Source organism: Mesorhizobium sp. P2_E7 (assembly GCF_056403855.1).
Genome location: NZ_JBFUER010000001.1, coordinates 954,964 through 967,352, shown reverse-complemented (window position 1 = coordinate 967,352; position 12,389 = coordinate 954,964). Strand labels below are relative to the sequence as shown.

Below are 12,389 nucleotides of genomic sequence, written 5' to 3'. Positions count from 1 at the left end.
ACCGATGGACCGCCACTGGCCCAACCTCAGATGCTGGCGAAGGATTGACACCCGGCCGGCCGCCGCGCCTGCTTGGCGCGGGACCGACCGGGAGGAAATTGTGGCGCAGGACATCGAAATCATTGCCGTCGCGGATCTGTTCGGGCCGCCCTCGCCCGACCGCGAGCGCACCGATGCGCGGATCCTGGCTGCAGCCTCCGGCATCGGCTTCATGGCGATCCGCGATTTTCCAGGCGACGACTGGCTGACGCGCGACAAGCGGGCGAATCTGCTCAACATCTTTGCCTTGCCCGAGGCCGAAAAGGCAAAGCTGCTGCGATGGAATTTCGACCGCACGAAAAAGAACGTCTATCGCGGCTGGTTCCCGCTGCAGCCGAGCGCCGTTTCCTACAAGGAAGGCATCGACATGGGGCCGGACATTGCGCATGCGCAAACCGCCGGCGCCGGCGACGCGGACGATCCTCTGCGCGAGCCGACGCCATTGCCAACCGAAGCCGTGCTGCCTGGTTGGCGCGCGGCGGCCGCACAGTACTATCTGGCCATGGAAGCGCTCGGCAATGCGCTCATGCGCTCGATCGCGCGCGGCCTCGGCCTGCCGGAGACAATCTTCGACGCGGATTTCGACGGCGGCATCTCGACGCTGCGGCTGATCCGCTATCCGTTGCGCGATGCCAGCAGCGGCATCGATCTGAGCGGGCCGGAGTTTTCCGTCGTCCACAAGGGCGAGACGCGCACCATCATCGGCCGCGAACATGCCGATTCCGGCTTTGTCACGCTGCTGGCGCAGGACGGCGTCGAGGGCCTGCAGGCAAAAAACCTTGCCGGCGAATGGATCGACGTGCCGCCCGCCGACGGCACGCTGGCGGTCAATTTCGGTCAGTTGCTCGAACGCTGGACCGGCGGGAGGGTGCGGGCGACGCGGCACAGGGTGATTGCACCGAAGACGGCGCGCTATTCGATCCCGTTCTTCTACGAACCGCGTGTCGATGCCGAGATCGCGCCGCTGCCGCTGGCGGGTGCTGCCCCGTTCGAGCCGTTCCTTTATGGCGATTATCTCTGGGAACAGGCGACGAATTTCGTCGAGATGAGCGGCATCAAGCATTTGCGTGAGCCGCGCCGCGCCAAGGCTTCGTAGGCACAAAACCGGCCGTCTCGCTGGAGACGGCCGGCTTCAACATTCGACAGAACTATTTCGTTTCGCTGACGACCTCGTCCCAGGTCTTCACCTTGGTCTCGCCATTGAGGAAGGGCAGCGCCGCAGCCGTCAATTCCGGTGCGAAGAAGACGTCGTAGTGGGTGCGGTTTGGAATGATGGCCAGCCGGTTCTGCGACAGGTTCTCACGCATCCAGCCGGCATCCTTCAAGCCGCCGCCGAGCATCTGGTAGAACTTGATCTCGTGCTCGGGCTTGTACATGTCGCTGTCACCATAGGCGAGCATGACCGGCATCTTCAGTTTCGCGACATCGGCCGAATAGTCGTAGTCCTTGCGCATGAAATTGCCGAGCGTGTCGAGCAGCTTCGGGAAATCCTGCGGCCGCGGCGCCACGGCGACGTAGGATTTGTACATCGGCGTGTCCTTCATGAAATCGGCCGCCGCCGCGCTCACCTGCGCCTGCTGCGGACGCATCTCGTCATAGAAGCCATTGGGAGAAAAGCCGGTCGAAACCAGAACCAGCCGGCGCACAGCTTCGGGATGCTGGACGGCCATGCGGAAGGCAACGCCGCCGCCCAGCGAATAGCCGAGCACGTCGACCTTGTCGTAGCCGAGCGCCTTGACGATTGCCGCCATGTCGTCGCCCATCCCCTCCAGGCTGAACGGACGTTCGCCGAGTGCGGTGCGGCCATGGCCCTGCAGGTCGACGGCGATGATGGTGCGGTTTTCCGCCAGCTTCGGCAGCAGCGGCGCGAACATGTCGGACGTGCCGAGGCCGCCATGCAGCAGAAGCAGCGGTTCGCCCTTGCCGTAGACGGCATAGTAGTAGTTCAGGCCGTCGATCGGCAGCAGGCCGGACTTTTCCGGTTTTGGCATGGCTGTTGCTTCGGTGGTCATGGCTGGCTTGGTCTCCTCTGCATTGGCTGGGCCGGGCGCTGCAAGCAAGGCAGCGACCGAGGCAAGAATGGCGAAAAGGGTCGATCTGGACATGTCAGTCTCCTCCGGTGTCCGGTCAAAAAAGGGGGGGCGGAATCAAAGGCTCTTGGCAAGTTCTTCGAGCTGCTCGGTGCACTGGCCCCAGCCCTCGTGAAAACCCATCTTCTCGTGCTGCTCGCGGTCGGCAGCGTTCCAGTGCCTGACCCGTGCGATGTAGCGGGTCTTGCCGTTGCCTTCGTCCTCGAAGGTCAGCACCACAGTCATGAACGGCTTTTCGGACGGCTCCCAGGCGCTGGTGTAGGCATCGGTGAAGACGACCTTTTCGCCGGGGACGACGTCGAGGAAGACGCCGGGATTGGGAAACTCGTTGCCGTCGGGACCGGCCATGACAACCAGGCTGGAGCCGCCGCTGCGAACATCCATTTCGGCGCGCGGCGCCGTCCACGGCTTGGGCGCAAACCATTGCGTCACCAGCTTCGGCTCGGTCCAGCAGCGGTAGACGTTCTGGCGCGGCGCATCGATGACGCGGGCAAGCACCAGTTCGCGGTCGTTGGCGGGGGCGATGTCGAGCTTGGTGGTCATGGGATCTCCTCGTTTTCATGGGCTGGATTTGGGTTCGTGCCCCAAGGACGGGCGAGCACGCCGCATACCGACACGCTCCGCGAAAAAATCTGCGGAGCGATGATCGGCCGGCTGTTGTTGATCGGTCGAAGGGTGCGCCTCAGTGGCGCTTGGCCTGCACCAGATAGGCGTCGATTTCTGTCTCGCCGAGCCATTTGGCGGCTTCCAGCCGGTGCAGTCCCTCGACCAGGATATGGCGCTTGCCGTCGTGGCGAACCTGGATCGGCGTCTTCATGCCGTTTTCCAGTATGTCCTCGGCGAGATGGCGGACCGTTTCGGGATGCAGCGTCTTTTTGCGCGCCGTCGGCACGTAGATGTCGTCGACCTTGACCTTCTGCACTCTAAGCATACGGGCTCCCGAGGCGGACAATACCGCCTTGCCTGAGATAGTCGCTTTGCCGGGTGCGGCCAAGAGCGGCTAAGCAATTGCTGGCCCGATCGTTTCCATTTGACGCTTGGCCGGGAGATAGCCGAAATGGCGGCCTGTCACGTTTCCGGTTTCCATGACCCATCTGCCGACCGAGTTTCCCGATTTCGGACTGACGCCCGAGCAGCGCCGCGAGGCGGTGCGCGGCCATTATTATGAATGGCCGGGGATGGATGGCGCGCGCGGCGAGATCTGGTGCTATTCGGACCGATTTTCCTACCGGCCCAGTGAGACCGTGACGCTGCATGTCAGTTCGAAGGCGCCGAGCTTCAGCATTGTCGTCATTCGAGATGGCGGCACCGAGACAAAAGTCTTCGAACAGACCAGCCTGTCGGCGCGCTGGCAGGACAGCCCCGACCAGTGCTCGGTCGAAGGCTGTGGCTGGGAAGCATCGTTCGAATTTCGCATTGGCGAGGACTGGCCGTCCGGCGCCTATCGCCTCATGCTGACGGCGGACGGTCGTGACGGCAAGCCGATCCAATGCCACCATCTCATCATCGTCGCTCCCTTACCCGGCAGAAAACCCGGCCGGGTGCTGCAGGTGGCGGCGACCGGAACCTGGCTTTCCTACAATACCTGGGGCGGCTCCAACCACTATCAGGGCATCACCGGGCCGAACCGCAATCAATATGCAACGATGGTGTCGACGCAGCGGCCGTGGTGCCGTGGCTTCGTCGTATTGCCCAAGGATGCGCCGCGGGTGCCGCTGGAGGTCGCGGTGCCGCCCAAGACCGTGCCGCGCTATCCGCATATGGAATGGGCTTATGCCACCGGCCATTCGAAGAAATACACGTCATCCGGCTGGGCAAGCTATGACAGCCACTTCTTCCGCTTTGCCGAGCGCGCCGGCTACGGCGTCGATCTCGCCAGCCAGCACGATTTGCATTTCTCGCCCGAAATTCTCGACGGCTATGACTGCGTCGTTTTCGTCGGCCATGACGAATACTGGACCTGGGAAATGCGCGACGCGGTCGATGCCTATGTGACACGCGGCGGCCACGCCGCGCGCTTTGCCGGCAATTTCATGTGGCAGACCAGGCTGGAGGACGAAGGCCGCCGGCAGGTCTGCTACAAATATCGCGCACGCGCCGAGGACCCTGCCTATCGCGGTGGTGACGTTACCCGCGCCACCAATTCCTGGGAAGCGCCGGAGATCGGCCGTCCCGGTGCACTGACCTTCGGCCTCAACGCCACACGCGGCGTCTATGCCGGCTGGGGCGGCTGCGCGCCGCGCGGCGTGCGCGGCTTCCCCGTCTACCGTCCGGAGCATTGGGCCTTTGCCGGCACCGGCATCTACTATGGTGACCTGCTCGGCGCCGACAGCCATGTCTATGGCTATGAAGTCGACGGGCTCGATTTCGAGATCCGCGGCGGCCTGCCCTACCCGACATCGGACAGCGGCGCGCCCGATGGCCTGCAGGTGCTGGCGGTCGGCATGGCGAGCCAGGTCGAGGAAAGCGCCGACATCCCGATCGAAGACCAGTTCCTGACGGACGAGGATGGCCGCTTCACCGCCGAGACGCTATTTGGCGAAGCCACCGACGCCAATCTGGAAAAAGTCAAACGCGGCAACGGCATGATCGTCAATTTCCCGTGCGGCAAGGGCGAGGTCTTTCATGCCGGAAGCTGCGAATGGGTCGCCGGCCTGCTCAGGCAGGACCCGATGGTCGAACGCGTGACCAAGAATGTAATCGACCGCTATCTCGGAAAGTCCTGACATGCAGAAGCCCTCATCCACCGGTTCAGAAGCGCGCGCCCCCTCGCATCTGTTCTACCTCTCCAGCCTGCGCCGGCCGCTGATCGACCGCGCCGAAGGCATCTATATGTGGACGCAGGACGGCCGCCGCTTCATCGACGGGTCGAGCGGCCCGATGGTCGCCAATATCGGCCATTCCAACCGCAACGTGCTGGACGCCATGAAGCGGCAGATGGACCGCGCCACCTTCGCTTACCGGCTGCATTTCGAGAACGAGCCGGCGGAGGAACTGGCGCGCGAACTCGCGGGCAAACTGCCGGAAGGCATGGACCGCATCTTCTTCGTCTCGGGCGGTTCGGAGGCGACGGAATCCTGCATCAAGCTGGCGCGGCAATGGGCGGTCGCGACCGGTCAGCCCAAGCGCTGGAAGGTGATCACCCGCTTTCCCTCCTATCATGGCGGCACACTGGGTTCGCTGTCGATCACCGGCGACGACGCGCTAGCCGAAACCTTCACGCCGATGATGCGGGTGATGCCGACCGTGCCGGCCCCAACCGCCTGGCGCGACCGCGACAACCTTTCGATGGAACAGCGCGGCATCCGCTATGCCGACATGCTGGAGGAGAAAATCCAGGCTGAGGGGCCTGACAGCGTGCTCGCCTTCATCATGGAGCCTATCGGGGGTGCGGCGACATCCGCCCTCGTTGCGCCGGACAGCTACTATGCGCGCATCCGCGAGATCTGCGACCGCTACGGCATCCTTCTCATCCATGATGAAGTGATGAGCGGCGCCGGACGCACCGGGAAATTCCTCGGCGGTGACCACTGGAATTGCAAGCCCGATCTCGTCGCGCTGTCGAAGGGGCTGGGCTCCGGCTACGCGCCGCTCGGCGCGCTTGCCGCTCCAATGCGGCTGGTCGAGCCGCTGCTGGCATCGGGCGGTTTCCAGCATGGCCATACCTATGCCGGCAATCCGCTCGCCTGCGCCGCCGGGCTTGCCGTGCTTGGCGAAATGGACCGGCTCGACCTGATCGCCAACGCTGCCGCCATGGGCGACGTGTTGATGGATGGGCTGAAAGGGCTGGCGAAACGCTTTCCGTTCATCGCCGACGTGCGTGGCAAGGGCCTGCTCACCGGCGCCGAGATGGTTGCTGATCCCGAGACACTACGGCCGATCGAGCAGGGCAAGAAAGCCACCCAGCGCCTGCTCGACCTCGCCTATGAACGCGGACTGATCATCTATGGCCGCAGGGTCAAGGGCGGCGTCGACGGCGACAATTTCATGGTTGCGCCGCCGATGATCGTCACGGCCGAGCAGGTCGGCGAGATCATTTCCATCATCGGTGACTCGCTGGAAGTGCTGGCCGCCGAACTCGACCTGCCCGTCGAAGGCTGAGGGACAGAAGATGGCGCCGAGGAAAGTCATCATCACCTGCGCGGTCACCGGTTCGGTGCACACGCCGTCCATGTCGCCCTATCTGCCGCTGACGCCGGACCAGATCGCCACGGACGCCATCGCCGCGGCGGAAGCCGGCGCCTCGATCCTGCATCTGCACGCCCGCGATCCCAAGGACGGTCGCCCGACGGCCGATCCTGAGGTGTTCATGCAGTTCCTGCCGCGCATCAAGCAGGCGACCGATGCGGTGATCAACATCACCACCGGCGGCTCGTCGCTGATGACGCTGGACCAGCGGCTGGCGGCACCGCTGCGGGCCGAGCCGGAAATGTGCTCGCTCAACATGGGCTCGATGAATTTCGCGCTGTTCCCGATGCTCGACAAGCCACGCGAATGGCAGCACGAGTGGGAACCGAAGCTGCTCGAGGCCACGCGCGACACGATCTTCAAGAACACTTTTGCCGATATGGAAGGCGTGCTCGAAAAGCTCGGCAAGGGCTGCGGTACGCGCTTCGAGTTCGAATGCTACGATGTCGGCCATCTTTATTCGCTGGCGCATTTCCGCGACCGCGGGCTGGTGTCCGGACCGCTCTTCATCCAGTTCGTGCTTGGCATTCTGGGCGGCATCGGCGCCGACCCGGATAATCTCGTCCACATGAAGCGCATCGCCGACAAACTGTTCGGCGACAGCTACCAGTTCTCGGTGCTCGCCGCCGGCCGCAACCAGATGCCGCTGATCTCGATCGCGGCGGCGATGGGCGGGAATGTCCGCGTCGGGCTGGAGGACAGTCTTTACGACGGCCGCCAGCTGGCGAAATCCAACGCCGACCAGGTGCGTCGTATTCGCGGCATTCTCGACGGGCTGTCGCTGGACGTCGCCACGCCGGCGGAGGCAAGGGAAATGCTGGCGCTGAAGGGCGGCGACCGGGTCGCCTTCTAGAGCTTGCACAGGACCGCGTGGTAAAAGGAGGCTGACATGGAAAAGATTCTGGTCTCCGCCTGCCTGCTTGGCAGCCACGTCCGCTACAACGGCTCCTACCGTCTCGACAACCATCCCGTATTGACGCGGTGGCAGGCGGAGGGTCGGGTCGTGCAGATTTGCCCGGAGGTTGCCGCAGGTTTCTCCACGCCGCGTCCCCCGGCGGAAATTCGCGGCGCAGCCGGTGCTGTGCTACACGGCCAAGGCCAGGTAGTCGAACAGACGGGAAACGATGTGACCGCCCTCTATCTCGAAGCCGGGCAGATTGCGCTCGACCTCGCCCGGGAAACAGGATGTCGCTACGCGGTTCTCACCGACGGCAGCCCGTCCTGCGGCTCAAGCTTCGTCTATGACGGCAGTTTTTCGGGCAAACGCGTGGCCGGCCACGGCACGACCACAGCACTCCTGGAAGCGAACGGCATTCGCGTCTTTTCGGAAGACAATATCGGCGACCTTGACGATCTCCTGAACGGCGCAGCCGGAACCGCGGCCTGATCCATGACAGAGAAGATCCAGACCAGCGATACCATCCTCCGCCCCGGCACAATCGACGACGTCGACACCATCCACGCCGCGCTTCTTCGCTTCGGCGCCCATACCGGCAGGCATCAGCAGATCACCTCCACCGCCGAGGATTTCCGCCGCTATGGCTTTGGCGACAAACCCACCTTCTCCACCCTGATCGCCGAAGTCGGCGGCGAGTTTGCCGGGCTGTGCCTGCATTTTCCGATCTTCTCGACCTGGATGGGTCGGCCCGGCGTCTATATCCAGGACCTCTATGTCGAGGATCGCTTTCGCGGCCGCAAGATCGGCGAAAAGCTGCTGCGCCGGGTCGCGCGCGACTGCCGCAGGGATGGCGGCGTCTACCTCAGGCTGTCGGTCGACACCGACAATGACGGCGCCAAGGCCTTTTATGAAAAGCTCGGCATCGGCTGGGCGCATTATGAGCAGACGCAAAAAATCGTCGGCGAGGCGTTTTTTGCCTTTGCCGATGCCGTGCAGAACGGGGAAACGGAATGAAAGCCTTCTTTGCCGAGGAGCAGAAACGCCACGACCCGAAGGCCTTTCTGTCCAGCGGCGCACCGCAGCCAAACCCCGAACAGCCCGCGCGCGCAGAGCGTTTGTTAGCCGGCGCAAGATCTGCCGGATTGACGGTTGAAAAGCCCAGGGATCATGGCCTCGGCCCGGTGGCGGCAGTGCATACGCCAGAGTATCTAGCCTTCCTCGAACACATTTTTGCGCGCTGGCAGCGCATTGAAGGCGCTTCGGCGGAAGTGATCCCCAACATCCACCCGATTGCCCGCACAGGGTCCTATCCCGCCTCGGCGGTCGGCCAGGCCGGTTACCACATGGCCGACACCGCTTGCCCAATCTCGGCCGAGACCTGGCAGAGCGCGCTGTGGAGCGCCTGGAGTGCGGTCGAGGCAGCCGAAACCGTCATGGCTGGCGCGCCCGCCGCTTACGCGCTCTGCCGGCCACCCGGCCATCATGCCTTTGCCGATGTCGCCGGCGGCTTCTGCTTCATCAACAATTCGGCGGTCGCGGCGCAAGTGTTGCGCAAGCAGGCCGCGCGGGTGGCGATCCTCGATGTCGACCTGCATCACGGCAACGGCACGCAAGGCATTTTTTATGCGCGGCCCGATGTGCTGACCGTGTCGCTGCATGCCGACCCGGTGCGCTTCTATCCATTCTTCTGGGGCCATGCCGACGAGCGCGGCGAAGGGCCGGGGCTCGGCTATAATTTCAACCTGCCTTTGCCAAGAAAATCCGCCGACGCGGCCTTTCTGGAGGCACTCGGGGTGTCGTTCCAGCGCATCCGCGCCTTCTCGCCGGATGCGCTGGTCGTAGCACTAGGTCTCGACGCGTTCGAGGGCGATCCGTTCGGTGGGCTTTCCGTGACCACGCCCGGCTTCTCGCGCATCGGCGAGGCAATAGCAAAACTCGGCCTGCCGACGGTTATCGTCCAGGAAGGCGGCTATCTCTGCGATGCGCTTGGCGACAATCTCACCGCCTTCCTCACGGGTTTCGGCGGCAAGCAGCGCTGATTCAGCTACGCTGCTGCCTCAGCATGGCGATGACGCGATGCACGCTTTCCAGCGTTTCGTCGATCTCGGCTGCCGTGTTGTAATGCGCGATGCCGATACGCACGACGCCTTGCTCGGCCGGAATGCCGAGCTGGTGGACGATCTCCCAGGCGTAGTTGTGGCCCGACCATAGAAAAATGTTTTCGGCGTTCATCTGTCGCACGATCGTTTCCGGCACGATGCCGTCGACCGTGAAGGAAATCGTCGGCACGCGCTCGCCCACCCGTTTGGGATCGGTGATGCCGCGGATTGTCAGGCCCTCTATGTCCGACAGGCCGTCTATAAGCCGTAGGGCCAGAGGGTTTTCGTAAGCGATCGAGACTTCGAATGCCTTGGCAATCTTACGCCTGCGCGAACCACCGTCGCCGGCCGCAGCACCCAATTCGGCGAAATAGTCGACCGCTGCGGTGAGCCCAGCCATCAACTCGATCTGCGGCGTGCCGAGTTCGAAGCGCTCCGGCAGGCCGTTGGACGAGCAGCGGCATTTGTAGGGCTTCAGCGCATCGATGATTTCGCGCCGTCCCCAAAGGATGCCCATATGCGGGCCGAAGAATTTGTAGGCAGAGCAGACCAGGAAATCGCAGCCGAGATCCTGCACGTCGACCAGTCCATGCGGCGCGAACTGAACGGCGTCGACATAGACCAGGGCGCCGGCCTGTTTGGCGATTGCCGTCAGCGCCTTGACCCGGTTGATCGAGCCGGTGAGGTTCGAGGCATAGTTGAGCGCAACCAGCCGCGTCTTGTCGGACAACAGGGCAACCAGCGCCGCCTCCTCGACCTGCCAGCTGTTCTCGTCGAACGGCAGAAAGCGCACAACGAGACCAAGGTCGTCGGCCAGTTGCAACCAAGGCGAGACATTGCCCTCATGGTCCATGCGAGTGACGATGATCTCGTCGCCCGGCTTGAAGTCGCGGCCGAGCGTGCGTGACATGTGATAGGTCAGCGTCGTCATGTTGGCGCCGATGATGATTTCCTCAGCGCTCGCAGCACCCAGGAAATCGGCCATCGCCGCATGGGCGTCGTCGACCACCTTTTGCGCGGCAAGCGTGGTTTCGAAATAGCCGCCGAGATTGGCGTTGGTCATCAAGAGGCAGCGCGCCACCGCATCGGCAACCGCTTGCGGCACCTGCGTGCCGGCGGGATTGTCGAGATAGATGCGCCGGCGGCCCTTGTCGGTCAGATCCAGCGCCGGAAATTTCCCCCTGACGGTCTCGATCGGAAAATCCATGGCTGTCCCCTTCCCCTTGTCTTTGCTTGGTAATTCCGTCCGACTTACGGGCAAGGATTGCCGACGCGCTGGTGGATCGCGTCGACACCCTTCTGCATCTCCTCGGTCCAGGTCACGTCGGCTGACGACAGCGCCATCTCGAGCTGGGCGATCGTCGTCGCGCCGATGATGCTCGACGTGACGAAGGGTCGGCTGGCGACATAGGCATTGGCGAACAGCGCCGGCTCCAGGCAAAAAGCGCGCGCCAGCTCATTGTATTCAAGCTGCGCCTCCGCGGCATTCGGCGTCTCGTAGCGCTGACCACGGTTGAACAGCTGCGAGCGCGAACCTTGCGGGCGCGCACCATGGTCGTATTTGCCGGTGAGATAGCCTTGCGCCAGCGGCGAATAGGCGAGAAAGCCAACCTCTTCGCGGTCGCAGACTTCGGCGAGGTTCACCTCAAAGGTGCGGTTGACGAGATTGTAGGCGTTCTGCAGCGAGACGATACGCGGACCGACGCCCTTGTCGGCCTCGGCGATGAACCGCATGACGCCCCAGGAGCTTTCGTTCGACAGGCCGAGATGGCGGATTTTTCCAGCCTTCACCAGTTCGTCGAAGACGGCCAGCGTCTCGGCGATCGGCGTCTCGCCGGCCGGCGCGCCAACGGCGTCGGCACGACGCGCCGTGGCACCGACACGGGTCGGGTTGGCGCCCCAGGGGATGTCGCGCTCCGGCCAGTGGATCTGGTAGAGATCGAGATAGTCGGTGCCAAGCTTGGCCAGCGATTTGTCGATGGCATCGAAAATGTCGGCGCGTACCAGTTTCGACGGGCGGTCGCCACGAAACCAGCGGTTGGCGGTGCGGCCGACCACTTTCGAGGCGAGGATGACCTTGTCGCGATTGCCCCTGGCCTTCATCCAGCTGCCGATGAACTTCTCCGTCCGCCCTTGCGTCTCCTCCTTGGGTGGGATCGGGTAGAGCTCGGCGGTGTCGATGAAATTCACGCCGCGCTCAAAAGCCAGATCCATCTGCGCGTGGCCTTCGGCCTCGGTGTTCTGCTGGCCCCAGGTCATCGACCCCAAGCATATCTGGGTAACAAGAAGATCGGTCCGACCGAGACGGCGTTTGTGCATGGAATTTCTCCGGCGGGAATTTTTGCGCGGCTGCGCGGGAAATGAAGCCGCATCTATAGGGAAAGGGGCGCCGCTCTCCAAGCCTCAGGGAACCCGACTTTTGCGTGAAGGAGAAAAAATCAGCGCCGGGCGCCGGCCAAAGCGCGCCGCTTGGCTTCGTCGATCAGCATGTTGGCGACCTGCATGCGGATCATGGCGCGCTGGCGCAGATGCGGCGCGACGCGGTCGGGATGGTTGGCGAAAGCAAAGCTGCGGCGCATGCGGCCGAAATCGGCAGTCTTGACGGGATGATCGAGGCCGAGCTCGACGGCGATCGCCTCGGGATCGATCGGCGGCAATCTTTCCTCGGGCTTTGCCTCCTCACCGGCCAGTGCCAGCTTGGCTTGATCGAGCAACGCGGCGAATTCGGCGGCGAGATCGGACCCCGACTCGCGATATTCGGCGGTGAAGGTTTCGCCGGAGACTTTTATGCGACCGGAATGAAGCTCGTCGGCCACGGAGAGATAGTCGAACGGGATCGACGGCCGCGCGCCTGTCTCGCCGCCCGCCTCGTCTTTTTCCGAGGCCACGAAGAGATCGTCGAGCAAGGAAGCGAAATCCCGCTTGGCGCCGATGTCAGCCTCCCCCTCGTTTTGCGCATGCGAACAGAGCCGGTCGCACCATAGAACCGGCTCGTTAAAAATGAATGCCACCGATCTTAACCAGTTTAGGCGTTCGCCAGGCTTGCGCAGATCGGTTGATATTGAGGGAAGCCCA

At 63.4% G+C, this 12,389-nt stretch carries 13 protein-coding genes; 7 read left to right on the top strand and 6 right to left on the bottom strand.

Features of this window, described 5'->3' with window-relative positions; genetic code table 11:
- Positions 1-100 precede the first annotated feature (100 nt).
- Positions 101-1,135, top strand: coding sequence for an isopenicillin N synthase family dioxygenase (locus tag AC1DYC_RS04915; RefSeq protein WP_477404420.1), 1,035 nt, complete (start codon positions 101-103; stop codon positions 1,133-1,135).
- Between the two features lie 52 nt (positions 1,136-1,187).
- Here the strand turns inward: AC1DYC_RS04915 and AC1DYC_RS04910 are convergent, their stop codons facing one another.
- From AC1DYC_RS04910 to AC1DYC_RS04900, 3 genes are all read right to left on the bottom strand, one after another.
- Positions 1,188-2,144, bottom strand: coding sequence for an alpha/beta fold hydrolase (locus tag AC1DYC_RS04910; RefSeq protein ID WP_477404419.1), 957 nt, complete (start codon positions 2,142-2,144; stop codon positions 1,188-1,190).
- Positions 2,145-2,186: 42 nt separating this feature from the next.
- Entirely contained in the window at positions 2,187-2,672 is a 486-nt protein-coding gene (locus AC1DYC_RS04905; protein ID WP_477404417.1) for an SRPBCC family protein, read from the bottom strand.
- A gap of 139 nt (positions 2,673-2,811) precedes the next feature.
- A complete protein-coding gene (locus tag AC1DYC_RS04900) occupies positions 2,812-3,060 on the bottom strand; it encodes a ParB N-terminal domain-containing protein (RefSeq protein ID WP_008875526.1) in 249 nt (82 codons plus the stop codon).
- 154 nt (positions 3,061-3,214) lie between these two features.
- Between AC1DYC_RS04900 and AC1DYC_RS04895 the strand changes: the two genes are divergently transcribed.
- From AC1DYC_RS04895 to AC1DYC_RS04870, 6 genes are read left to right on the top strand one after another with little or no spacing between them, the layout of a single operon-like run.
- Positions 3,215-4,855, top strand: a complete 1,641-nt coding sequence (locus AC1DYC_RS04895; RefSeq protein ID WP_477404415.1) for a N,N-dimethylformamidase beta subunit family domain-containing protein — start codon at positions 3,215-3,217, stop codon at positions 4,853-4,855.
- A 1-nt stretch (position 4,856) separates the two neighbouring features.
- Positions 4,857-6,230, top strand: a complete 1,374-nt coding sequence (locus tag AC1DYC_RS04890) for an aminotransferase family protein (RefSeq protein ID WP_477404413.1) — start codon at positions 4,857-4,859, stop codon at positions 6,228-6,230.
- Between the two features lie 10 nt (positions 6,231-6,240).
- Positions 6,241-7,170: a 3,5-dioxohexanoate:acetyl-CoA acetone transferase gene (gene kce, locus AC1DYC_RS04885; protein ID WP_477404411.1), complete on the top strand. Its 930-nt coding sequence runs from the start codon at positions 6,241-6,243 to the stop codon at positions 7,168-7,170.
- Positions 7,171-7,206: 36 nt separating this feature from the next.
- Entirely contained in the window at positions 7,207-7,704 is a 498-nt protein-coding gene (locus AC1DYC_RS04880) for a 2-thiouracil desulfurase family protein (RefSeq protein ID WP_477404409.1), read from the top strand.
- Positions 7,705-7,707: 3 nt separating this feature from the next.
- Positions 7,708-8,229 (top strand): N-acetyltransferase family protein, encoded by a 522-nt coding sequence (locus AC1DYC_RS04875; protein ID WP_477404407.1) that lies wholly within the window; start codon positions 7,708-7,710, stop codon positions 8,227-8,229.
- The gene (locus tag AC1DYC_RS04870) at positions 8,226-9,254 is read left to right on the top strand and encodes a histone deacetylase family protein (protein WP_477404405.1); all 1,029 of its coding nucleotides are present in this window, start codon (positions 8,226-8,228) and stop codon (positions 9,252-9,254) included. Before AC1DYC_RS04875 ends, AC1DYC_RS04870 begins: the two co-directional genes overlap by 4 nt.
- A 1-nt stretch (position 9,255) precedes the next feature.
- Here the strand turns inward: AC1DYC_RS04870 and AC1DYC_RS04865 are convergent, their stop codons facing one another.
- From AC1DYC_RS04865 to AC1DYC_RS04855, 3 genes are all read right to left on the bottom strand, one after another.
- Positions 9,256-10,521 carry a cysteine desulfurase-like protein gene (locus tag AC1DYC_RS04865; protein WP_477404403.1) on the bottom strand — a complete coding sequence of 422 codons (1,266 nt, stop codon included), beginning with the start codon at positions 10,519-10,521 and terminating at the stop codon, positions 9,256-9,258.
- Positions 10,522-10,565: 44 nt separating this feature from the next.
- Complete coding sequence (locus tag AC1DYC_RS04860; protein ID WP_477404401.1) at positions 10,566-11,633, bottom strand: aldo/keto reductase; 1,068 nt, start codon at positions 11,631-11,633, stop codon at positions 10,566-10,568.
- Positions 11,634-11,752: 119 nt separating this feature from the next.
- A complete protein-coding gene (locus tag AC1DYC_RS04855) occupies positions 11,753-12,220 on the bottom strand; it encodes a hypothetical protein (protein WP_477408171.1) in 468 nt (155 codons plus the stop codon).
- Between the last annotated feature and the right edge of the window lie 169 nt (positions 12,221-12,389).